Source organism: Streptomyces sp. NPDC059567, from assembly GCF_042735655.1.
In the GTDB taxonomy this organism is placed as follows: Bacteria; Actinomycetota; Actinomycetes; order Streptomycetales; family Streptomycetaceae; genus Streptomyces.
The window spans coordinates 49,445-70,832 of sequence record NZ_JBHWBS010000027.1; the positions used below are offsets into that span (position 1 = coordinate 49,445).

At 72.7% G+C, this 21,388-nt stretch carries 20 protein-coding genes; 9 read left to right on the top strand and 11 right to left on the bottom strand.

Annotation, left to right across the window (positions count from 1 at the left end; translation table 11 throughout):
• Positions 1-31 precede the first annotated feature (31 nt).
• Entirely contained in the window at positions 32-1,483 is a 1,452-nt protein-coding gene (locus ACFVZW_RS15165) for a hypothetical protein (protein WP_384521070.1), read from the top strand.
• 245 nt (positions 1,484-1,728) lie between these two features.
• Here the strand turns inward: ACFVZW_RS15165 and ACFVZW_RS15170 are convergent, their stop codons facing one another.
• Positions 1,729-2,496, bottom strand: coding sequence for an SDR family NAD(P)-dependent oxidoreductase (locus ACFVZW_RS15170; RefSeq protein ID WP_384521073.1), 768 nt, complete (start codon positions 2,494-2,496; stop codon positions 1,729-1,731).
• Between the two features lie 88 nt (positions 2,497-2,584).
• On the opposite strand from ACFVZW_RS15170, the gene ACFVZW_RS15175 reads away from it, so the two are divergent.
• Entirely contained in the window at positions 2,585-4,000 is a 1,416-nt protein-coding gene (locus tag ACFVZW_RS15175; RefSeq protein WP_384521076.1) for an alkaline phosphatase PhoX, read from the top strand.
• Between the two features lie 73 nt (positions 4,001-4,073).
• On the opposite strand, the gene ACFVZW_RS15180 is transcribed toward ACFVZW_RS15175, so the two are convergent.
• Together ACFVZW_RS15180 and ACFVZW_RS15185 are read right to left on the bottom strand one after the other, a co-directional pair.
• Complete coding sequence (locus ACFVZW_RS15180; protein ID WP_384521078.1) at positions 4,074-5,294, bottom strand: TerD family protein; 1,221 nt, start codon at positions 5,292-5,294, stop codon at positions 4,074-4,076.
• Positions 5,295-5,339: 45 nt separating this feature from the next.
• Positions 5,340-5,567, bottom strand: a complete 228-nt coding sequence (locus tag ACFVZW_RS15185; RefSeq protein WP_384521081.1) for a hypothetical protein — start codon at positions 5,565-5,567, stop codon at positions 5,340-5,342.
• Positions 5,568-5,667: 100 nt separating this feature from the next.
• Between ACFVZW_RS15185 and ACFVZW_RS15190 the strand changes: the two genes are divergently transcribed.
• Positions 5,668-6,606, top strand: a complete 939-nt coding sequence (locus ACFVZW_RS15190) for an AraC family transcriptional regulator (RefSeq protein WP_384521084.1) — start codon at positions 5,668-5,670, stop codon at positions 6,604-6,606.
• Positions 6,607-6,838: 232 nt separating this feature from the next.
• Here the strand turns inward: ACFVZW_RS15190 and ACFVZW_RS15195 are convergent, their stop codons facing one another.
• Entirely contained in the window at positions 6,839-7,648 is an 810-nt protein-coding gene (locus ACFVZW_RS15195; RefSeq protein ID WP_384521087.1) for an NAD-dependent epimerase/dehydratase family protein, read from the bottom strand.
• A 224-nt stretch (positions 7,649-7,872) separates the two neighbouring features.
• Here ACFVZW_RS15195 and ACFVZW_RS15200 point away from each other — a divergent pair, with 224 nt between their 5' ends.
• Positions 7,873-8,802: a 5-dehydro-4-deoxyglucarate dehydratase gene (locus ACFVZW_RS15200; RefSeq protein ID WP_384521090.1), complete on the top strand. Its 930-nt coding sequence runs from the start codon at positions 7,873-7,875 to the stop codon at positions 8,800-8,802.
• Positions 8,799-9,929, top strand: a complete 1,131-nt coding sequence (locus tag ACFVZW_RS15205; RefSeq protein WP_384521093.1) for a hypothetical protein — start codon at positions 8,799-8,801, stop codon at positions 9,927-9,929. Before ACFVZW_RS15200 ends, ACFVZW_RS15205 begins: the two co-directional genes overlap by 4 nt.
• Positions 9,930-9,945: 16 nt before the next feature.
• On the opposite strand, the gene ACFVZW_RS15210 is transcribed toward ACFVZW_RS15205, so the two are convergent.
• Entirely contained in the window at positions 9,946-11,139 is a 1,194-nt protein-coding gene (locus ACFVZW_RS15210; protein ID WP_384521096.1) for an MFS transporter, read from the bottom strand.
• Positions 11,140-11,299: 160 nt separating this feature from the next.
• Here ACFVZW_RS15210 and ACFVZW_RS15215 point away from each other — a divergent pair, with 160 nt between their 5' ends.
• Positions 11,300-12,718 carry an NCS2 family permease gene (locus ACFVZW_RS15215; protein ID WP_384521099.1) on the top strand — a complete coding sequence of 473 codons (1,419 nt, stop codon included), beginning with the start codon at positions 11,300-11,302 and terminating at the stop codon, positions 12,716-12,718.
• 105 nt (positions 12,719-12,823) lie between these two features.
• On the opposite strand, the gene ACFVZW_RS15220 is transcribed toward ACFVZW_RS15215, so the two are convergent.
• Complete coding sequence (locus ACFVZW_RS15220) at positions 12,824-13,213, bottom strand: hypothetical protein (RefSeq protein ID WP_384521142.1); 390 nt, start codon at positions 13,211-13,213, stop codon at positions 12,824-12,826.
• Positions 13,214-13,282: 69 nt separating this feature from the next.
• Between ACFVZW_RS15220 and ACFVZW_RS15225 the strand changes: the two genes are divergently transcribed.
• On the top strand, positions 13,283-13,834 hold the full coding sequence (locus ACFVZW_RS15225; RefSeq protein ID WP_384521102.1) for a GNAT family N-acetyltransferase: 552 nt from the start codon (positions 13,283-13,285) through the stop codon (positions 13,832-13,834).
• A 1-nt stretch (position 13,835) separates the two neighbouring features.
• Here the strand turns inward: ACFVZW_RS15225 and ACFVZW_RS15230 are convergent, their stop codons facing one another.
• The 4 genes from ACFVZW_RS15230 to ACFVZW_RS15245 form a co-directional block, all read right to left on the bottom strand.
• The gene (locus ACFVZW_RS15230) at positions 13,836-15,284 is read right to left on the bottom strand and encodes a peptidoglycan D,D-transpeptidase FtsI family protein (protein WP_384521105.1); all 1,449 of its coding nucleotides are present in this window, start codon (positions 15,282-15,284) and stop codon (positions 13,836-13,838) included.
• 171 nt (positions 15,285-15,455) lie between these two features.
• The gene (locus tag ACFVZW_RS15235; RefSeq protein ID WP_384521145.1) at positions 15,456-16,073 is read right to left on the bottom strand and encodes a response regulator; all 618 of its coding nucleotides are present in this window, start codon (positions 16,071-16,073) and stop codon (positions 15,456-15,458) included.
• 29 nt (positions 16,074-16,102) lie between these two features.
• Entirely contained in the window at positions 16,103-17,344 is a 1,242-nt protein-coding gene (locus tag ACFVZW_RS15240) for a sensor histidine kinase (RefSeq protein WP_384521107.1), read from the bottom strand.
• On the bottom strand, positions 17,341-18,327 hold the full coding sequence (locus ACFVZW_RS15245; RefSeq protein WP_384521109.1) for a hypothetical protein: 987 nt from the start codon (positions 18,325-18,327) through the stop codon (positions 17,341-17,343). The genes ACFVZW_RS15240 and ACFVZW_RS15245 overlap by 4 nt, the downstream gene beginning before the upstream one ends.
• A 163-nt stretch (positions 18,328-18,490) precedes the next feature.
• On the opposite strand from ACFVZW_RS15245, the gene ACFVZW_RS15250 reads away from it, so the two are divergent.
• Entirely contained in the window at positions 18,491-18,988 is a 498-nt protein-coding gene (locus ACFVZW_RS15250) for a cupin domain-containing protein (protein ID WP_384521112.1), read from the top strand.
• Here the strand turns inward: ACFVZW_RS15250 and ACFVZW_RS15255 are convergent, their stop codons facing one another.
• Entirely contained in the window at positions 18,989-19,759 is a 771-nt protein-coding gene (locus ACFVZW_RS15255; RefSeq protein ID WP_329122037.1) for an IclR family transcriptional regulator, read from the bottom strand.
• 120 nt (positions 19,760-19,879) lie between these two features.
• On the opposite strand from ACFVZW_RS15255, the gene ACFVZW_RS15260 reads away from it, so the two are divergent.
• Complete coding sequence (locus ACFVZW_RS15260) at positions 19,880-21,373, top strand: aldehyde dehydrogenase (NADP(+)) (RefSeq protein ID WP_384521114.1); 1,494 nt, start codon at positions 19,880-19,882, stop codon at positions 21,371-21,373.
• The last annotated feature ends 15 nt before the right edge of the window (positions 21,374-21,388 follow it).

The window sequence follows — 21,388 nt, forward strand, 5'->3', positions numbered from 1 at the left end:
CCCGACGCGCCCTTCGAGGAGAAGACCCCAGATGGCACCGGACCGTCCCACCCTGCCCCCCGTTCAGCTGCACTCGGACGCGGAGCTGGCACGGGCCGCCCTGGCCGCCCCCCTCCTGGCCCGGGCGGCGCGCCTCGCCCGCTGGGCTGGCCCGCAGACCCTGGTCGGCGCGGGAGGGGAACTCGTCGACGAACAACTTCCCGCCGCCGCCGAGGTGTTGGGGCTCGCAGCGGACGAGGACGGCGCCGCGTACGCGAGCGAGGCGTGGCGGCTGGCCGTCGACACGGGACTCGTGGACGTCGAGGACGGCGACGACGACACCCCCGGCGCCGTGAGCACCGGAGCGAACCTCGCCGTCCTCACCGGCGGTGCGCCGCTCGACATCCTCGGGATCTGGCTCGACGGACTGGACGTGGTGTTCGCCGACGCGACCGCGCCCGTGCTCGACGACCTGGCCGAGGTCATCGGCGAGGACGGCGAGATCGACTTCGAGCTCCTCGACTGGAACCCAGAGGAGGAGGCCGAGTTCCTGGAGGGCGTGCTCGGCAACCTGTACCTGCTGACGGTCGGCGAGGGCGGACCGGGCGACAGCGCGGTGCCGCTGCCGGCGCTCGCCGCGTCGATGATCGTCCCGGAGGACATGGGCGAGCCCACCGACGACGTACTGGAGCAGGTCTCCGAGGCGATGATGCGCCTCGACGACCAGTTCCGTCTCCTTGAGCCGATCGGGCTCGTCGAGTACCAGCCCGTCGACGAGGCGTTGATGGCCGAGGAGGGCGAGGAGCCCGCCCCGCAGATCGACGAGGTCGACGACGAGGACGTCACCCGGTACGGGATGGTCAAGCTGACCCCGCTGGGGCTCTACGGCGTACGGGCCCGGATGCTGGAGGCGGGCGTGGACGCGCCGGCCGTCGGTGATCTGGCCGACAAGGGTGCGGACGTGCTCCTCGACGGACTGGCGATCTACCCCGAGGCGGCGGCGCGCGCGGAGACGGTGGGCTGGCTGGCGGGCCGGGACGAGGTGACCGCCGCGCGCGAGCTGCTCGGCGCGGCGCGCGGCGTGGACGCCGGCTCGCCACTGCGCCGCCTTCACTGCCAGCAGGCGCTCTCGCTGGTGGGCGTGGCGGCGGAGCCCGCGGTACGGGAGGTGCTGGACGACGCGGAGTTGGGCGGGCTCGCCCGGGTCTGGCTGGCGGAGCGCGGCGCGGCGGACATCCCGGCGCCGCCGGAGTCGATGATCTTCTGGCTGGCGATCGACACGATCGCGGCGCAGCTGGACGCGGACGGCGACCTGGAGGAGCTCCGGGACCTGATCGAGGGCCTGACGGGCCGGCACAGCGGCTTCTTCGACGCGGCGTGGCGGGTCGAGCACCCGGCGACGGCCGAGGTCCTGGAGGCGATGGGCCGCCTGCACCGCGACAAGACCACGGCGAAGGAGGCCCGCAAGGCGGCGTTCAAGGCGAGGTCGCGGGCCGGAAGCTGACCTGCGGGAGCGCGGTCCGGCACCCGGGGCGTCGACTAGGCCCCCCGGGCGAGGTCCGGGGTCTTCCCCGGCCCCGCCCCGCGGCGTTCAAGGCAAAGTCGCGGGCTGGAAGGTGACCCGCGGGAGCGCGGCCCGGCGCCCGGGGCGTCGGCTAGGCCCCCCGGGCGCGGTCCGGGGTCTTCGGAACCCTGACGGGTCGGGGCCCGGCGCACAGGAGCGTCGGTCTGCCCCGCTGCCCGGCGGTCTCATGTACGCAGGTACGACGCGCCGTTGAGGTCCAGGATCGTGCCCGAGGACCATTCGGCCTCCGGGGAGGCGAGCCAGAGGACCGCCTTCGCGATCTCCTCGGGGGTGGCCACGCGCTGGAACGGGCTCTGGGCGCGGATCGCGTCGCCCTCGGGGCCCGTGAGGCGCGGAGCCACGCGTTCGGTGGCGAAGAAGCCCGGGGCGACGGAGGCCACCCCGATGCCGTGCGGCGCCAGGGAGACCGCCAGGGACTGGCCCAGCGCGTGGACGGCGGCCTTGGTCGCCCCGTAGGCCGGGTGGTCCGGCTCGCCGCGGAACGCACCGCGCGAGCCGATGTTGACGATCCTTCCGCCCCCGCCCTGCTCGATCATCCGCCGTGCCGCCAGATGGCTCAGATTCGCGGTGGCGAGCAGGTTCACGGCCACGTGCCGCTGCCACACGTCGACCCACTCCTCGTACGGCGTCTCCGCGAGCGGGTGGCGGATGTTCACCGCCGCGTTGTTCACCAGCACGTCGATCCCGCCCAGCGCGTCCGCCGCCGCGTCCGCCACGGCCGCCGCGCCGGCCGGATCCGCGAGGTCACCGCCGGTCAGGACATGGCCGGAGCCGGCCAGGGAATCCAGGGTCTCGCGGGCCTCGTCGGCCCGGGAGCCGTAATGGACCGCGACCCGGTCGCCGTTGGCGGCGAACGCCTGGGCGACCGCGCGGCCGAGTCCCCGGGAGGCACCGCTGACGAGGACACGCCGTCCGGTGGTCGGCAGGTTCATGGAAGACCGCCTCTCTGTTCAACTCTCGTTTATACGCGGGCGAGAACGTGTGCCCCGACACCGGGTGACCGCAGGGAGACGAATCGCCATGCCGCTCGACCGCAGAGAGTTCGCCAAGAAGTCCGCCGCCACCGGCGCCGGGCTCGTCCTGACCGGCGCCGTCGGCGCGCTGGCCACCGCACCCGAGGCGCTGGCGGCCTCGGAGGAGCTGGAGACGTGGGGCCACGGGCACCGCCTCGGATACGGCCCCCTCGTCGAGGACCCCGCCGGCATCCTGGCCCTGCCCGCCGGGTTCTCGTACCGCGTCATCACCCACAGCGGGCGCACCAAGCTGGAGTCCGGCGAGTTCACACCGGAGAAGCACGACGGCACCGCCACGTTCGCCGGCCCCCGCGGCACCACGCTCCTGGTGAACAACCACGAGCTCAAGGGCCCCCGCTCCAAATGGGACCACCCCGTCCCGCTCACCGAGGGCCTCGTCTACGACCCCGCCGCGGCCGGCGGCTGCACGGTCGTCGAGATCCACCGCGACGGCACCGTCGCCGAGTGGGTCGGCATCGCCGGCACCTCCACCAACTGCGCGGGCGGCCGCACCTCCTGGGGCACCTGGCTCACCTGCGAGGAGAACTCCGACCTCGCCGGCGAGAACGGCATGACCAAGGACCACGGCTACGTCTTCGAGGTCGACCCGCGCGACCGCCGCGCCAACCGCGACCCCAAGCCCATCAAGGCGTTCGGCCGCTACGACCACGAGGCCGTCGTCATCGACCCCAAGCGCGGCCACGCCTACCTCACCGAGGACGCCTCCAAGCCCAACGGCCTCTTCTTCCGCTGGGTGCCGCCGCACGGCTTCCAGCACGGCCGGGGCAAGCTCCGCACCCTCTCCGACGACGCCGGCGTCCTCCAGGCGCCCCGCTGCATCGACTCGGGCGGCCGGTTCGTCGACGACCTCTCCCGCGCCACCCGGATCGGCACGGTCTACGGCGTCGACTGGCTGGACGTCCCCGATCGCGACGGCCGCGAGGTCGAGGTCCGCGAGCAGTTCGGCCCCGACGAGGTCACCCGCGCCCGCAAGCTGGAGGGCATGTGGTGGGCCGACGGGGGCGCCTACATCGTTTCCTCCTACGCCCGCGAGGAGAGCCCCGGCGCCCCGCACGACGGCCAGGTCTGGTTCTACGACCCCAAGCGCCGCACCCTCACCCTCCAGGTCCTCCTCGGCGTCAACGCCGACCCGGACAAGGACGGTGCCTACGACGGTCCCGACAACATCACGGTCTCCCCGTACGGCGGCCTGGTCATCGCCGAGGACGGCGAGGGCGTCCAGCACCTCTTCGGCGCGACCGAGCGCGGTCGTACGTACCCCATCGCGCGCAACGACCTGAACGACAGCGAGTTCACCGGCGTCGTCTTCTCGCCCGACGGCGACACCCTCTACGCCAACATCCAGGAGCCGGGCATCATGGTCGCCATCACCGGCCCGTGGCGCCGCCAGCCCCGCCGCTGACCGCGACGCGTACGAGGAAGGGCCCGCCGGACGACCGGCGGGCCCTTTCCACGCATGGTGCTCCGTGGGCGGCTCAGAGGGCCTGGGCGGCCGGCTTCACCATGCCGCGGACCGTCCGTGACTTCACGAAGTCGCCCATCGCTGTCATCTCCCACTCACCGGTGAACTGCTTGATGAGCTTGGCCATCATCACGCCGGTCTGCGGCTCGGCGGTGGTCAGGTCGAAGCGGACCAGCTCCTCGCCGGTCGCCGCGTCCATCAGCCGGCAGTACGCCTTGGCGACCTCGGTGAACTTCTGGCCGGAGAAGGAGTTGACCGTGAAGACCAGGCCCGTGGCGTCGGCGGGGAGGCCGCCGAGGTCGACGACGATGACCTCGTCGTCGCCCGCGCCCTCACCGGTCAGGTTGTCACCGGAGTGCTTGATGGCGCCGTTCAGGATGGAGAGCTTGCCGAAGTAGCAGCTGTCCAGGTGGTTGCGCTGAGGGCCGTACGCGATGACCGAGGCGTCGAGGTCGATGTCCTTGCCGCGGTACGCGGGCTCCCAGCCGAGGCCCATCTTGACCTGGGAGAGCAGCGGGCGGCCGCCCTTGACCAGGGACACGGTCTGGTTCTTCTGGAGGCTGACGCGGCCCTTGTCCAGGTTGATCTTCCCGGTGGAGACCGGGGCGGCGGCCGGGGGAGCGGGCGGGGCGGCCGGCGGGGGAGGCGTCTGCGCGGCGATCCGCGGGTCCACGGGGGCGGCCACCGGGGGCGCGACCGGCGCGACGGGCGTCGGGGCCGCGGCGGCGGGCTCCTCGTCGACCGAGACGCCGAAGTCGGTGGCGATGCCGGCGAGGCCGTTGGCGTATCCCTGGCCGACGGCGCGCGCCTTCCAGGCGCCGTTGCGGAGATAGATCTCCACGACCACCAGCGCCGTCTCCGTGCCGAGCTGCGGCGGGGTGAACGTGGCGAGGACGCTGCCGTCGTCCGCGTTGCGGATCGTCGCCGTGGGCTCGATGCCCTGGAACGTCTGGCCCGCGGCGTCGGGGCTCGCGGTGACCACGATCTTCTCGATGCCGGGCGGCACCGCGCCGGTGTCCACCACGATCGCGTCCGGCGCCGAGCCGCCGCCGGAGCGGTAGGCCACGCCGGGGCCGGACGGCTGGTTGTAGAAGATGAAGTCGTCGTCCGAGCGCACCTTGCCGTCGGCGCTGAGCAGGAGGCCCGAGACGTCGAGCCGCACCGGGGCGGCCACGTCCACCGCCACGCGCGCGGCGGAGAGAGGGATGTTCGAGCCGGGGGTCATAGCGGTCATGCCAGGGGTAACGAGCGAGACCGCTTTGCCGTTCCCTTACCTTCGCTACCTTCGGCCACCCTGATTACGGGGGTGGTTCCGGGCCATGCGCTCGTTGCCGAACTTGTACGCGCCCGTCCAGCGGGCCATGACGAGCTGGGCGTCCCCCGACACCACCTCCGCCAGGAACTTCTCCGCGCGTCCCCCGCGCAGGGTGGCGGCGGTGCGCCCGTGGTGGGTGATGACGACCGAGTCGGCACGCTGCTCGTAGCTGAATCCATGAGGCTGTGGCATGACGGGCATACTGCCGTTCCCGGGCAGGTCCGTCATACGAGTTTTCGAGCGGCTCGTATTCTTTCCGCTCGTGGGTGGGAGCTCTTTCAGGACGCGGGACGTGGACGAGGCGCGGCAGGAGATCGACGCGCGGTACTACGCCAACTTCATGGACGTCATCGAGCCGGGGGAGCGTCCCTTCGCCGCGAGGTTCGACACCGTCGACCTGGGGGATCTGGTCATCGGCGACCTGGCCTGCGGGGCCGATGTGCGGATGCGCTTCGGCGAGCTCGGGGCCTTCCACGTCAACGCACCGCTGAGCGGCACCATGGAGATGCGCCAGGGCGGGCGCGCGCCGGTGGTCGCGACGTCGACCGACGCGGTGGTGCTCGACCCCTCGGGGGACACCTTCCTGGACCGCTGGAGCGGGGACTGCCGGACCGTCTCGGTCAAGATCGGCGCGGCCGCGCTGCACGACCGGCTGGAGCGGCTCCTCGGGCGCCCGCCGCGGGGCGTCCTCGCCTTCGAGCCGCGTCTGGACATCTCACGCGGCCCCGGGCTGAGCTGGGCGCGCTTCGCCCGGCAGGTGGCGAGCGAGGCGCTCGCCGGGGACAGCCTGGCCCATCACGCGCTGGTCGCCGCGCCCCTTCAGGAGGCGCTGCTGAACGGACTGCTGCTGGCCGCCGAACACCCCTGGCGCGAGGAGCTGGACCGCCCCGCGGAGCCGCTGCGGCCCGCACCCGTCAAGCGCGCGATGGACGCCGTGCGGGACCGTCCCGAGCACCCCTTCACCACCACCGAACTGGCCGGCCTGGCCCGGGTCGGGGTGCGCCGGCTCCAGGAGTCGTTCCGGGAGTACGTGGGCGTGTCACCGATGGCGTACGTCCGCGAGGTGCGGCTGGAGCGGGTCCACGAGGAGCTGAGGGGCGCGGGGCCGGGTGAGCTGAGCGTGAGCGAGGTGGCCTGGCGCTGGGGCTTCGCCCACCACGGGCGGTTCGCGGCGCAGTACCGGACCCGGTTCGGCGAGACGCCCTCGCAGACCCTGCGCGCGGAGGGGTGACCGGCCTCCGCGGCCGGAGGGCGGGCGGCGGGGTGACGGCCTGCGTCGGGAGGGCGGCGGGCTCGCCGCGTTCCGCGGACAGCCGCCGCGCTGAGCGGATCGCGAGGGTCCGTATCGCCGCCGTAACGTTCCCTCTGTCGCGTGTGCCAACGCACGCCGTGACCCGGGCCCCGGCCGGCGCCCCCGCATAAGTCCGGCCGGGCCTGAGATCCTCCGTCGCGCCCTCGTGCCCCTAGTAGGGCCAGCGCGGCGGGTCGGTGCAGAAGTGGCCGCCCAGGTTCACCTCCGCCGGATCGCCCTCCACGGGCAGTCCCTGCTCGGCGATGATCCGCTCGGCGAACAGCTCCGAGTCGTCCTGTGGCTCGTAACCGAGCGCCCGGGCCGTGGAGAGGTCCCACCACAGCCGGGTGTTGGCGGACGATCCGTACACCACGGTGTGGCCCACGTGCTCGGCGGTGAGCGCCGCGTGGAAGAGGCGTGCGCCGTCGGCGGGGCTCAGCCACATCGACAGCATCCGCACCGAGGTCGGCTCGGGGAAGCACGATCCGATCCGTACGGAGACGGTCTCCAGGCCGTGCTGGTCCCAGTAGAACTGGGCGAGGTCCTCGCCGAAGCACTTGGACAGCCCGTAGAAGGTGTCCGGCCGGTGCGGGGTGTCGACGGGGACCAGCGGCTCGTCCCCGCGCGGGTGCGGGGTGAAGCCGACGGCGTGGTTGCTGGAGGCGAAGACGATCCGTCCCACGCCCTCCTCGCGCGCGGCCTCGTAGAGGTGGTGCAGGCCGGTGATGTTCGCGGCGAGGACCTTCTCGAAGGTCGACTCCAGGGAGATGCCCGCGAGATGGATGATCGCGTCGACCCCTCGGACGGCCTCGCGCAGCGCCTTGCGGTCCGTCACATCGGCGACGATCGCGTCCGGTGCGCCGTCGACGGGCGCCAGGTCGAGCAGGCGGAGCTCGTAGCCGTACGCGGGCAGCAGCGCGCGCATCAGCGTGCCGACGCCCCCGGCGGCGCCGGTGAGCAGGACGGTACGGGGTGTGGGCATCGAAGAGGTCTCCGTCCGTGGATCAGATTCACAAACGTGGACACGGTAGGGAGACGGCTCGCCGAGCGTCAAGAGTGCACACAGACCGTCAAAGGTGAACGCTGGAGACGTGTTTGCGCCTTGACCGCCCCTTTGGAGCTGCTCTAGCGTGAAGTCGTTCAAGAATATGGACGACAATCAGAACTGTGCACGACGGTGCACGACGGACTTCTCTGGGAGCGCCCGTGACCTCAGCCCCGCTCGCCGCCCGGCTGGACGGCCTGCTGTTCTTTCCCGTCACCGCCTTCGGACCGGACGGCACCGTCGACCTCGACACCTTCCGCGCCCATGTCCGCGAGGGCATCGAGGCGGGCGCGGCCGCTGTCTTCGCCTGCTGCGGCACGGGTGAGTTCCACGCCCTCACCCCCGAGGAGTTCGGCGCCTGCGTCGCCGCCGCCGTCGAGGAGTCCGCCGGCCGGGTCCCCGTCCTCGCCGGCGCCGGCTACGGCACCGCGCTCGCGATCCGGTACGCACGGCTCGCCGAGGAGGCGGGCGCCGACGGGCTCCTCGCCATGCCCCCGTACCTCGTCGTCGCCGACCAGGCGGGGCTGCTGCGCCACTACACCGAACTCGCCGCCGCCACCTCGCTCGACGTCATCGTCTACCAGCGTGACAACGCGATCCTCACCCCCGAGACCGCCGTGGCCCTCGCCCGCGCCGAGGGGATCATCGGCCTCAAGGACGGCCTGGGCGACCTCGACCTGATGCAGCGGATCGTCAGCGCCGTCCGCGCCGAGGGCCTCGACCTGCTCTACTTCAACGGCCTGCCCACCGCCGAACTCACCGGCCTCGCCTACCGGGGCATCGGCGTCACCCTCTACTCCTCCGCCGTCTTCTGCTTCGCCCCCGACATCGCCCTCGCCTTCCACCGGGCCCTCACGACCGGCGACGACGCGACCGTGGAACGCCTCATCGACGGCTTCTACCGTCCCCTCGTCGAACTGCGGGCGAAGGGGCGGGGCTACGCGGTCTCCCTCGTCAAGGCCGCGGTCCGCATGGGCGGACTGGACGTCGGCGAGGTACGGCCGCCGCTGAGCGAGCCCGCGCCCGAGCATCTCAAGGAGCTCGCCGCGATCGTCGAGCGCGGTCGGGCGCTGCTGGGGAGCGACGCGTGAGGGCCGGGACCTTCGTCTACCCCTGGGACGTCATCGGCGACCCGGCCGCGCCGGGCCTCCTCGCGGACCTGGGAGTCGCGAGCGTCACGCTGGCCTCCGCGTACCACTCCACCCGCGCCCTGACCCCCCGGCACCCGGGGCACCGGATCGTCACCGCCGAGCACGCCGCCGTGCTCTACCCGCCGGACGGGGCCCGCTGGTCGGGGCGCCCGCTGCGGCCGTACGAGGCGGGGGAGTGGGCGCCCGGCGACGCGTACGGCGAGGCGGCGGGCGCGCTCGCGGACGCGGGCCTGGAGGTGCACAGCTGGGTGGTCCTCGCCCACAACTCCCGCCTGGGGGCCGAGCATCCGGCGACCTCGGTCGTCAACGCCCACGGCGACCGCTACCCCTGGGCGCCGTGCATCGCCCGGCCTGACGTGCGCGCCTACCTGGTGGAGCTGGCGGTGGAGGCGGCGGTACGGCCCGGAGCGGCCGGTACGGAGCTGGAGTCCTGCGGCTGGTACGGCTTCGCGCATCTGCACGCCCACGACAAGACCGCAGGGGTCGCGCTCGGCGACCGGGAGCAGTACCTGCTGTCCCTCTGCTTCTGCCCCTCCTGCCGGGAGGGGTACGGGGAGGAGGGCGTCGACCCCGACGCGCTGGCGGCTGCCGTGCGGGGCGCGCTGGAGCCGGTGTGGACCGGGGGCGCTCCCGGACCACTGGACGACTTCGAGGCACCCGTCCTCGCCTGGCGGACGCGGACCGCCCGCACGCTCCAGGAGTCCGCGGTGGCCGCGGTCCGGGCGGCCGCCCCGTCCGGCTTCCGGGTCCTGCTCCACGCGGACCCGCATCCGTACCGCTGCGGCGCGAACGTCGGCACCGACCCGGCCCATGTCCTCGACGTCGCGGACGGTGTCGTCACCCCGTCCGCGACCGTGACACCCTTCGCGCCCCACGCGGCCCCGGACACCGTCCTCGCGGCCAACTTCGGCGTGGTGACGGGCATGGGCGGCTCGCCGGCCACGCTCGCCGAGGACGCGCGGCGGGCGGCGGCGGAAGGGGCCACCGAGCTCCGCCTCTACCACGCGGGTCTGGCCTCCGACGCCGACCTGGCCCTGGTGGCGGAGGCACTGCGGAAGCTCGGCTGAGGGGCGGGCGGACGCCTCACGCGTCCGCCCTCGCCGGGGCGTCGACGCGCGCGGGCGCGCCACGGGTGGCCAGGACGATCGCCCCGGCCAGGCCGGCGACGGTCAGCAGCGGCAGCAGCAGCCGGATGTCGACGAGGGCCACCAGGCCCGCGCCCGCCGCCAGGGCGATCGCGTTCGGGACGAAGACCAGGGTGTGGGCCGTCGCCGTCGCGCGGCCCACCGCGGTCCCCGGGACCTCCCGCTGGACCGCCGTCATCGCGGCCACCAGGACGCAGGGCAGCCCCACTCCGATCAGCGCGCTCGCCACCAGCGCCACCCCGTCATGGGGGACGGCCCGGGCGCCCGCGGCCACGGCGAACAGAGCCAGTCCCGCCGCGGACAGCAGCCGATCGGGAACCCGGCGCAGCAGCGGTCCGGCCGCCAGGCCCGCGACGACCGAGCCCGCGCCCTGGACGGCGTACAGCACGCCCGCGTACGCGGGCGAGCGGCCGAGGCCTTGGTCCACGACCGCGTAGATCGCCGCCCCGTTGACCCCGGCGAGCAGCATCGTGAACGAGCCCGCGAGGACCAGTGGACGCAGCACGGGCGAGGCGAGGATCGTGCGCAGGCCCTCCGCCGTGTCCCGCAGCCAGTGCGCCGACGCCGGGCGCACCGGCTTCTCCTCCCGTACCCGCATCAGCGCGAACACCCCCGCCGCCAGCGCGAACGTCGCCGCGTCGAGCAGCGCCACCGGGCCGCCGCCGTACCGGGCGAAGAGCCCGGCCGCGGCGAGCGGGGCGACGAGCTTCACGCTCTCGTTCACGGTCATCCGCAGCCCGTTGAAGTCCCCGAGCAGCCGCTTGTCGAGCGCGCTCGCGGCCAGCGCGACCTCCGCCGCCTCATGGACGGTGCCCTGGATCCCGTACAGCACGAGCACGGCGAAGAGCAGCCACACCCGGTCCGCGCCGTCGACCCACAGCAGGGTCGGCAGCAGCGCCGCCATGGCCAGGTTCGACCACACCATCAGCGGTCGCCGTCGCACCCGGTCGGCGACCGCGCCGAGCAGCGGACCGACGAGCGCCGGCGCCCACAGGGCGAAGACCGTCAGCGCCGCCAGACTGTCCGAGCCGGTCAGGGACTTGACCCAGATCCCCGACGCCAGCCACATCGCCGTCGTGCCGAACCCGGACACCAGGACGCCGGTCAGATAGAGACCGGCTGTTCCTCTCACACCCGTTGTTCCCCTCATCCCGGCAGCGTGGCCTCTGAGGTGGCCGGCGCGGATCGGGCAGATGCCCTAGAGGAGGCACGGAGACCGACGCCGTAACACCGGGGACACCTGAAAGCGCGCGCGGCTGGGCACAATCCAGCCAGCCGTCCCGAGGAGAGTCATGTTCGACACCAGAACCAACCCGGTCGACCGGTACTTCGAGATCAGCGCCAGGGGGTCGACCTTCGGCCGGGAGATACGCGGCGGCCTCGCCACGTTCTTCACCATGGCCTACATCCTCGTGCTCAACCCGATCATCCTGGGCAGCGCGGAGGACAAGTTCGGCCACCAGCTCAGCGGCGCCCAACTGGCCACCGTCACCGCCCTGGTGGCCGCCGTCATGACCGTCGTGATGGGTGTCGGAGGGAACCTTCCGCTCGCCGTCGCCGCCGGACTCGGACTGAACGCCGTCGTCGCCTTCCAGCTCGCACCCCTCATGAGCTGGCCGGACGCGATGGGACTCGTCGTCCTCGAAGGCATCCTGATCTGCGTCCTGGTCGTCACCGGGCTCCGTGAAGCCGTCATGCATGCCATCCCGCAGGCGCTCAAACAGGCCATCAGCGTCGGCATCGGCCTCTTCATCGCCTTCATCGGCTTCATCGACGCCGGGTTCGTGACCCGCATTCCCGGCGAGACCGGCACCGTCCCCGTGCAACTCGGCGCGAGCGGGCACCTCTCCGGCTGGCCGATGCTCGTCTTCTGTCTCGGCGTCCTGCTCACCGTCGCGCTCATGGCCCGCAAGGTGAAGGGCGCGATCCTCCTCTCCATCGTCGCCATGACGCTCGTCGCGATCGTGATCAACGAGATCGCCGACATCCCGGCGGCCGCCTGGGGCCTGACCGTCCCGGCCGTTCCCGAGGACATCGTCGCCGCGCCCGACTTCGGGCTCGTCGGCTCGTTCAGCCTCCTCGGCGCCTTCGAGCAGATCGGTGTCGTCACCCTCGTCCTGCTCGTCTTCACTCTGCTGCTCAGCGACTTCTTCGACACCATGGGCACCGTCGTCGGAGTCTCCAGCGAGGCCGGGCTCCTCGACGAGAACGGCAAGGTGCCGCACCTCGGCCGGGTCCTCCTCATCGACGGTGTCGCCGCCGCCGCGGGCGGCGCCGCCGCCGCCTCCGCGAACACCTCCTACATCGAGTCGGCGGCCGGCGTCGGCGAGGGCGCCCGCACGGGCTTCGCCTCGGTGGTCACCGGCGGCCTGTTCGCCCTGGCGCTCTTCCTCACCCCACTGGCCACCGTCGTCCCCGCCCAGGCCGCCGCGCCCGCCCTGGTCGCCGTCGGCTTCCTGCTGATGGCCCAGGTCCGGCACATCGACTGGACCAGTTACGAGATCGCCATCCCGGCCTTCCTCACGATCGCCGTCATGCCCTTCACGTACTCGATCACCAACGGCATCGGCGCCGGATTCCTCGCCTACGTCGTCATCAAGGCCGTCCTCGGCAAGGCGCGCGAGGTGCACTGGCTGTTGTGGGGGACGGCCGCGCTGTTCGCCGTCTACTTCGCGATCGACCCGATCGAGCAGCTGCTCGGCGTCAAGTAGCGCCTCCTGTACGGGAGACGGCGAGCAGCGCGGCGCACGCGGCGCCGCGCAGCTCGTCGTCGTCCGGCACCGAGCGCCAGGTCACAGCGTTGGAGGCGAGCGGGTTCATGCCACCGCACTCTTCCCGGCCCGGTTCTCGTACCGCAGGGCGGCCCCCGTCACCAGTGCGCCCAGGCCCTCCCACAGGCCGACGCCGAGGAAGCCGGTCGGTGCGCGGCCGGTGACGACCGCGAGGGTGAAGACGGCGCAGGTGAGGAGCCGGAACGGGACCGTCCAGCGGAAGAACGGCTTCCAGTCCGCGAGCGCGGCCATGACGTAGTAGACGCCCATGTTGAGCGCGGCCATCGAGGACGCGGTGAGGAAGACGAGGGTGTGGTCTCCGTCCGCGCGGCTCGCGTCGGGCACGGGCGCGAAGCCCATGACGGTGAGCAGGGCGTCGGGGGCCACGAGGCCCACCACCCCCAGCGCCGCGGCGAGGAGTCCGAAGACGGCCATGGTCCAGCCGGACAGGGAACGGGGCAGTCGCACGGCGGTCCTCCGCGAGGTCGAAACTATGCTCGGTTCATGAGTGACCTTGCATACCGTGTCGCGGGGCCCGCCGACCAATCGGCCCTCGCCGTCCTCGACGACTCCTTCACCACGGAGCACGTCTACGAAGTCGCCGCCGGGGACGTCGGGTTCGGCCTGCGGCTCGTCGCCGTCGACCCGCCGCTCGTCAAGGTCTTCCCGGTGGAGGACGAGGACGGCCCGGGCGAGGACGGCGCGGAGGCGGACGTGCACGAGATCGTGGCCGTCGACGCCGACGGGACGCCCGTCGGCTTCATCGCCGTCGGCGTGGAGGAGTGGAACCGGCGACTCGTCGTCCACCAGGTCACCGTCGACCCCGCCCACCGCGGCCGGGGCATCGGCGGCGAGCTGATGCGCCGCGCCCTGGACCACGGCCGCGAGCGCGGCGCCCGTACCGCCTGGCTGGAGGTCACCAGCGTCAACGTCCCGGCGGTACGGGCCTACCGGCGCATGGGATTCCGGCTCTGCGGCCTGGACACCACGCTCTACACCGGCACCGAGTCCGAGGGCGAGACCGCCCTGTTCATGGCGCGGCCCCTGGACCGGTAGGTCACTTCAGCGCCGCCTTCATCATCTTCTGCGCCACCGGGGCCGCGAGCCCGTTGCCGCTGACCTCCGAGCGTGCGGCACCGGAGTCCTCGATCAGGACGGCGACCGCGACCTCCTTGCCGGTGTCCGAGTCCTTGGCGTAGGAGGTGAACCAGGCGTACGGCGTCTTGCTGTTGTTCTCGCCGTGCTGGGCGGTGCCCGTCTTGCCGCCCACCTCGGCGCCGGAGATCGCCGCGTTCGTGCCGGTGCCCTTGTCCACCACGGTCACCATCGCGCTGCGCAGCTGTTCCGCCGTTTCGGAGGAGACGATCCGCTTGGTGTTCCCGTCCTCGAAGGACTCCAGGGTGTCGCCGTCGGAGTCGACGACCTCCGACACCATGTGGGGCGCCGCCATGAGTCCGTCATTGGCGATCGCCGCGGACACCATGGCGATCTGGAGCGGGGTCGCCGTGACATCGAACTGGCCGATACCAGTGAGGGCGGTCTGCGGCTTGTCCATGCCGGACGGGTACACGCTCGTGTAGGCGCGGACGGGCACGTCCCGCTCGGCGTCGTTGAAGCCGAACTTCTCCGCCATCGCCTTCACCTTGTCCTGGCCGAGATCGACGGCGATCTTGGCGAAGACGTTGTTGCAGGAGTACTGGAGCGCGGTGCGGATCGTGGCGTTCTCGCAGGGAGCGGAGGCGTTCTCGTTCTTCAGATAGCGGGTGGAATCAGGCAGTTTGTACGGGTTGGGGCTGTCGGTCGCGGTGTCCACGGAGCCGTAGAGACCGTTCTCCAGCGCGGCCGCCGCGACGACCAGCTTGAAGGTGGAGCCCGGCGGCAGCGGCTGCCGCAGCGCCCGGTTGACCAGCGGCTTGTGCTTGTCCGTGGTCAGCTCCTGCCAGGTGGAGCCGTCGGTCAGTCCGGCGATCTTCGAGGGGTCGTACGAGGGTGTGGAGACCATGCCCAGGATCCGGCCGGTCTTCGGGTCGACGGCGACGGCCGCGCCCTTCTTCTCGCCGAGCGCCGCGTAGGCGGCCTTCTGCACGGCCGGGTCGATGGTCGTGAGCACATCACCGGGCTCCTGCTGCTTGCCGGTGAGGGCGTCCAGCGGGTTCTTCAGCCGGGTGTCGGTGCCGTCCAGGACATCGGAGTAGATGCCCTCCAGCTGGGTGGCGCCGTAGGCCTGCGAGCTGTAGCCGGTGACGGCCGCGTAGAGCTCGCCGTCGGTGTAGCTGCGCTTGTACGCGAGATCGCTGCCCTCCGTCTTCTTCGATCCGGTGACCGGCGAACCGGCCACGATGATGTTCCCGAGCGGCTGCGCGTACTGCGCCATCACGTTCCGCCGGTTCTTCTTGTCGTCCGCGAGGGCCTTGGCTTCGTACGCCTGCACCCAGGTCGCCCGCCCCAGCAGGGCGAGCACCAGGAGCAGCGAGAAGACCGAGGCGCGCCTGATCGTCTTGTTCATCCCATATGCGGGACGAGCGGGAGGGGGCGCGGCGTTCCGGGTGTGTCCCGTTTCTCAGGAAACGTTCATGCGCGCCGGGGCATGTCCTGGTGCCGGTCGGCACGACGTCGCCCACCCGCCGACCGGCCCCGGCCGCGACGGCCGACGCGGGCGACCGGCCCCGGACCGTCGTCACCCCGGGCTGATGAAGCCCGACTCGTACGCCAGGATCACCGCCTGGGTGCGGTCCCGGGCGCCCGTCTTCGCCAGCACCGCAGCCACGTGGGTCTTCACCGTCGCCGGGCCCACGCCCATCCGTCCGGCGATCTCCGCGTTCGTCAGGCCCTTCGCCACCTGGCGCAGCACCTCCGCCTCCCGCTCGGTCAGCCGGGCCACCCAGGGCGGTGCCGCCGGGGGGCGGCGGCGGGCGTGTTCGGCGGCGAGGCCACGGACCGCCGCCGGATAGAGCAGGGAGTCGCTGCGCGCGACCAGCCGGACCGCGTCCACCAGCTCCTCGGCCGCCGCCCGCTTCAGCAGGAACCCCGCCGCGCCCACCCGCAGCGCGTCGTACACGTACGAGTCGTTCTCGAAGGTCGTCACCACCACGATCCGCGGCGGCTCCGCCATCCCCGCCAGGATCTGCTCGGTCGCCCGTATTCCGTCGATCTCCGGCATCCGCACGTCCATCAGCACCACGTCCGGCCGCCGCTCGCGCACCACCGACACCGCCTCGGCGCCCGTCGACGCCTCGCCCACCACCTCCAGGTCGGGCTCCGCGTCGAGGATCACCCGCAGCGCGGTCCGCACCATCCGCTCGTCGTCCGCCAGCACGACGCCGATCACCGGCCACCTCCCAGCGGCAGGCGCACCGCGAGGCGCCAGGCGTCGTCCACCGGGCCGGCCTCCGACGTGCCGCCCAGGAGGCGGGCGCGCTCCGCGATGCCGAGGAGGCCACGGCCGCCGTCGGGGCGGGCCACCGGCGCGCGGGCGGGCAGGGGGTTCTCCATCGTGATCTCCAACTCGTCGTCGTACAGGGCGAGTCGCGCGGTCACGCGCCCGCCGCCCGCGTACCGGGCCGCGTTCGTCAGCCCCTCCTGGACGATCCGGTACGCCTCCCTCGACACCGCCTCCGGCACCCGGTCGAGGTCTCCGGTCACCGACAGCGCCACCCGTGGCCCCGCGCCCTTCACGAGCGAGTCCAGCGCGTCGAGCGGCAACCCCGGCAACTCCCCGTCGTCCTCGCCCCGACGCAGCAGCCCGAGGACGGAATCCAGCTCGCCGACCGTGCGCCGGGTGGTCTCCTCGATCGCCGCGAGCGCCTCTCGTACGAACTCCGGATCGCTGTCCAGCACCCGCCGCGCCGCCCCCGCCTGGAGCGTCACCGCGCTCAGGGCGTGGCCGACCGAGTCGTGCAGCTCGCGGGCGATCCGGTTGCGCACGGCCAGCTCGGCGGCGCGCCGCTCGGCCGCCGCGAGCCGGTCCGCCGGGCTGGGCCCGAGCAGCCTCGGCGCCTGCCGGGCCAGGAGCTCCCCGGTGGCCGCCACGACGGCGGCGAGCGCGAGGAGCATCGCGAGCCCGGCCGGGAGCCCGAACCACTGCGCCCACGGCCGGTCCAGACCCCAAAGCGAGGTCAGCTCCGACTCCCGCAGCGACGCCGAGAACGGCAGCGCCATCACCGTGACCGCGAACGGCGGCAGCGCCAGCGTCGCCCCGCTGATCAGCGCCCCGACACCCAGATGGAGCGTGAACCAGCCCGCCGTCCGCGCCTTCGCGCTCCGGCCGCGGGCCGGTCCGTCCGCGAGCCGGTCCGCCGGGATCCCGCACAGCGCCCGCGCCGCCGCCACCGACATGGGGCGGGTCAGCGGGAAGAGCGAGGTGATCGCGGCGAGCGGCAGACCGATCGCGTACGCCCCGAACTGCACGCCCAGGCTCGCCGTGAACATCGACTCCCCGCCGACGAGCCATCCCATGACCACGGTGCCGACCAGCCAGTACGGCATGAACACGGCGCCGCCCAGGATCAGATGGACCCAGCGGAACCTGGCCCGCTGCCCCAGGAGCAGCACGAACGGACGCCTCACGCGCTCGCACTCCGCTGCCGCAGGAAGACGGCCAGGCAGCCGGCCAGCAGGAACCCGGTGATCATTTCCCCAGCGTAGGTCAGCTGTGCCAGGCCGGTGAACGGATCGGCCGGATCGGTGTTCGGCATGAGCGACACCAGGGTCATGTACGCGCCCCAGCACCCCACTCCGCCCGAGCCGACCCAGGCCAGGCCGAGGGTCGTGCGGACCGACAGCGACCGGGCCCACCGGAGGACCAGCAGCAGGACGCCGGCGACGGCGACGGCGATGAACAGGGCCCGCATCCACTCCAGGACGTAGAAGTCGCCGGTGCGCCGGGCGATCTGCGCCGGCGAGAGACCCCGGGTCGAGCCGAGCCCCCACATCAGATGGACGGCGACCGGTGCCAGGGCGAGCAGCGAGGCGGCGACGGCCGTGGCGCGCGTGCCGGTGCCGCAGAGCCGGTCGGGCAGCTCGCCCAGGGCGCCGCGCCAGACGTGCGCCCAGCGGCTGCGTACGTAGAGCACGAAGAGCGCGCTGAGCGCGAGTCCCTGGACGATGAAGCCGCCGTAGACGACCCCGAAGACCCACTCGTCGAGGAACGGTTCGCGGGACGCGGTCCGCTGCGGGCCGGTGAGGAGGGAGACCACGATCTGTGCGGGGAAGCCGATCACGATCGGGGACAGCAGCCCGGTCGCGGCCCACAGCGGGAACGTGAGCGGCCAGGCCCGCGCCCGCAGGCCCCACGGCCGGGTGAGCAGCAGGGCGAGGACGACCACCACGGCGTCCATCACCACGGTGACCGAGTTGGCGACGATCAGCAGCGTCCGGTGCTCCAGGAGCACGCTGCCGGCCGGGATGCCGATCTCGCTGCCGGCGATCCAGGCGATCTTGAGCGAGATGTACGGGAGGCAGGCCACGACGGCGAGAGCGCGCAGGATCCGGCGGGCGGTGCCCGGTCCGGAGGCCGGCGCGGTGGCGGGGAGGGGAGCGGTCCGTGTCATGGCCTCACGCTCCCGCGCGGGCCCGGCCCGCCACCTCCTTCCCGCAGACGAACCGCCTCCGCCGCGTGGGGGAGACGGTCTTCCGCCCACCCTGAATTGACCCATGATTTCTGGGCAGGAATGCACCCCTTGCCAGGTCACCGGCCGCCCTAGAGTGATCTTCATGAACACGACGCAGCCCTTCGCCCCGCTCCTCACCCGCGCCGCCGCCGCCGAGACCACCGCCGACCCGAGCAGCGTGATGACCCTCCTCGCCGACTCCGACACCACCGGCGGGCAGCTCACCAGCTACCGCTCGACCTTCGCGAAGGGTGCCGTCGGAGCCCCGGCGCACTTCCACACCAAGGCGTCGGAGATGTTCTTCGTGCTCGGCGGCTCGCTCCAGGTGCTGCTCGGCGAGGAGTTGACCGTCCTGGAGCAGGGCGATTTCCTGCTCGTGCCGCCGCACACCCCGCACGCCTTCGCCGCGGCGCCGGGCGCCGAGGCCGACGTCCTGTTCGTCTTCACGCCCGGCATGGCCCGCTTCGACTATCTGCGGCTGCTCGGACGCGTGATGCGCGGCGAGGCGAGCTTCGAGGAGATCAAGGAGTCCTCCGAGCTGTACGACAACCACTACGTCGACAGCCCGGTGTGGCAGCAGGCGCTCGCCGCCCGGTCCTGATCAGAGGCGGCGGGTCGCCAGCGTCAGCCGGTCGCGCGCGTCGAAGAGCGCGTCCTTGATCATCTGCTCGTGTCCGGGGGTCAGCCGGGCGACCGGCACCGAGCAGCTGATCGCGTCCCGCGCCGGGGTCCGGTAGGGGATCGCGATGCCGAAGCAGCGCAGCCCGAGGGTGTTCTCCTCGCGGTCCACGGCGTACCCCTGCTCGCGGATGAGGTGCAGCTCCTCGATGAGCTTCTCGCGGTCGGTGATCGTGTGCTCGGTCAGCGCCGGCAGCGTCTCCGGGAGCAGCTTGCGGACCTGTTCGTCGCTGTGGGTGGCGAGCAGCGCCTTGCCGAGCGAGGTCGAGTGGGCGGGCAGCCGGCGTCCGACGCGGGTGAACGGCCGCAGATAGTGCTGGGACTGACGGGTCGCCAGATAGACCACGTTGGTGCCGTCGAGCCGCGCCAGGTGGATGGTCTCGGTGGTGTCGTCGGAGAGCCGGTCCAGGGTGGGCCGGGCGGCGGCCACGACTTCGTCGCCGTCGATGTACGAGGTGCCGACCAGCAGGGCCCGTACGCCGATGCCGTACCGCGTGCCCGTCGCGTCCGTCTCCACCCAGCCCAGCTCGACCAGGGTGCGCAGCAGCATGTACAGACTGGACTTCGGGTAGCCGACCGCCTCCTGGACGGCGGCGAGCGAGTGCATCCCGGGACGCCCGGCGAAGTACTCCAGCAGTTCCACCGTACGCACCGCGGACTTGACCTGGGCCCCACCCGTGTCGGCTGTCGACATTGCCCTCGCCCCTCTTGTTGGTGCCTCTTGTGGAGACGGCACGCCCGTCAATAGAGTCCTGATTCATCTACAGGAACTCTGTTCAGAATAGCGAACGGGGTGCGAGCGAGGGGCGTTGCGGTGGCAGCTCAACCAGTGTGGAGTGTGGACCCCCGGACGGGGAAGCCGCGTGAACAGGTTGCGGTGGAGGCCACGGCGGAGGAGATCGACCGGGCCGTCCGCGCCGCGGCGGCCACCCGCGAGGCGCTCGCCGACCGTACGGCGCGGGCCGCCCTGCTCCGTACCGCAGCGGACCTCCTCGACGAGGCCGGACCGAACGTCATCGAGGCCGCCGACGCCGAGACCGCACTCGGCCCGGTCCGTCTCACCGGCGAACTCGCCCGCACCACAGCTCAGTTGCGGTCCTTCGCGGACGTCGTCGACGAGGGGTCCTTCCTCGACGTACGGATCGACCTGCCCGACCCGACGACCACCCCGCCCCGGCCCGATCTGCGCCGCTGGAAGATCCCGCTCGGGGTCGTCGCCGTCTACGCGGCCAGCAACTTCCCGCTCGCCTTCTCCGTCCCCGGCGGCGACACCGCCAGCGCCCTCGCGGCCGGCTGCCCCGTCGTGATCAAGGCCCACCCCGACCACCCGGCCACCTCCGAGCTCTGCGCCTCGATCCTGCGCCGGGCCGCGGCCAAGGTCGGGCTCCCCGAGGATGTGGTCGTGCTGGTCCACGGCTTCGACGCGGGCGTCGAGCTGGTGCGCCACCCGCTGGTCGCGGCGGCCGGCTTCACCGGTTCCGTACGGGGCGGGCGGGCGCTCTTCGACGCGGCGGCGGCCCGTCCCGTCCCCATCCCCTTCCACGGCGAACTCGGCTCGATCAACCCGGTCGTGATCACCGCGGCCGCCGCCGAGGAGCGGGCCGCCGAGATCGGGGCCGGACTCGCGGCCTCGGTGACCATGGGCCAGGGGCAGTTCTGCACCAAGCCCGGCTTCGTCCTGGCACCCACGGGCGAGGCGGGCGACCGCTTCGTGTCCGCCCTCACGGACGCCATCAGCGAGTCCGAGCCCGGAGTGATGCTCGACCACCGGATGCGGGGCCACTTCCTCACCGGAACCTACGAGCTCGCCCAGATCTCCGGCGTCACCGCGCCCGTCCACCCCGGCCCCGGCGGGCCGCACACCGTCAACGCGGGCTTCCTGACCTTCGACGCCGAGCTCCTGCTCAAGGGCGAGCACCAGGCGATCCTGAACGAGTACTTCGGCCCCGTCACCCTGGTCGCCCGCTACACGACGCGGGAGGAGATCACCGCGGTCCTCGGCCTGCTCCCCGGCAACCTCACGGCCACGCTCCAGATGGCCGAGGAGGACCCGGAGGCCGCCTCCCTGCTCGCCGAGCTGACCCCGCTGGCGGGCCGCGTGCTCGTCAACGGCTGGCCGACGGGCGTGGCGGTGGCGGGCGCCCAGCACCACGGCGGGCCCTACCCGGCCACCACCTCCACCTCCACCTCGGTCGGCGCGACCGCGATCGAACGCTGGCTGCGTCCGGTCACCTACCAGTCGACGCCGCAGCACCTGCTCCCGCCGGAGCTGCGCGACGGCAACCCGCTCGCCCTGCCGCGCCGCTGACCCGGCCCGGCACGG

Excerpts from the sequence above, each read along its gene's own strand:
- ACFVZW_RS15245 (WP_384521109.1), bottom strand. The coding sequence starts at position 18,327 with ATGACACGGACCGCTCCCCTCCCCGCCACCGCGCCGGCCTCCGGACCG.
- ACFVZW_RS15220 (WP_384521142.1), bottom strand. The coding sequence starts at position 13,213 with ATGGCCGTCTTCGGACTCCTCGCCGCGGCGCTGGGGGTGGTGGGCCTC.
- ACFVZW_RS15165 (WP_384521070.1), top strand. The coding sequence starts at position 32 with ATGGCACCGGACCGTCCCACCCTGCCCCCCGTTCAGCTGCACTCGGAC.
- ACFVZW_RS15250 (WP_384521112.1), top strand. The coding sequence starts at position 18,491 with ATGAACACGACGCAGCCCTTCGCCCCGCTCCTCACCCGCGCCGCCGCC.
- ACFVZW_RS15185 (WP_384521081.1), bottom strand. The coding sequence starts at position 5,567 with ATGCCACAGCCTCATGGATTCAGCTACGAGCAGCGTGCCGACTCGGTC.
- ACFVZW_RS15230 (WP_384521105.1), bottom strand. The coding sequence starts at position 15,284 with ATGAACAAGACGATCAGGCGCGCCTCGGTCTTCTCGCTGCTCCTGGTG.
- ACFVZW_RS15175 (WP_384521076.1), top strand. The coding sequence starts at position 2,585 with ATGCCGCTCGACCGCAGAGAGTTCGCCAAGAAGTCCGCCGCCACCGGC.
- ACFVZW_RS15195 (WP_384521087.1), bottom strand. The coding sequence starts at position 7,648 with ATGCCCACACCCCGTACCGTCCTGCTCACCGGCGCCGCCGGGGGCGTC.
- ACFVZW_RS15225 (WP_384521102.1), top strand. The coding sequence starts at position 13,283 with ATGAGTGACCTTGCATACCGTGTCGCGGGGCCCGCCGACCAATCGGCC.
- ACFVZW_RS15170 (WP_384521073.1), bottom strand. The coding sequence starts at position 2,496 with ATGAACCTGCCGACCACCGGACGGCGTGTCCTCGTCAGCGGTGCCTCC.
- ACFVZW_RS15215 (WP_384521099.1), top strand. The coding sequence starts at position 11,300 with ATGTTCGACACCAGAACCAACCCGGTCGACCGGTACTTCGAGATCAGC.
- ACFVZW_RS15235 (WP_384521145.1), bottom strand. The coding sequence starts at position 16,073 with ATGGTGCGGACCGCGCTGCGGGTGATCCTCGACGCGGAGCCCGACCTG.
- ACFVZW_RS15180 (WP_384521078.1), bottom strand. The coding sequence starts at position 5,294 with ATGACCGCTATGACCCCCGGCTCGAACATCCCTCTCTCCGCCGCGCGC.
- ACFVZW_RS15255 (WP_329122037.1), bottom strand. The coding sequence starts at position 19,759 with ATGTCGACAGCCGACACGGGTGGGGCCCAGGTCAAGTCCGCGGTGCGT.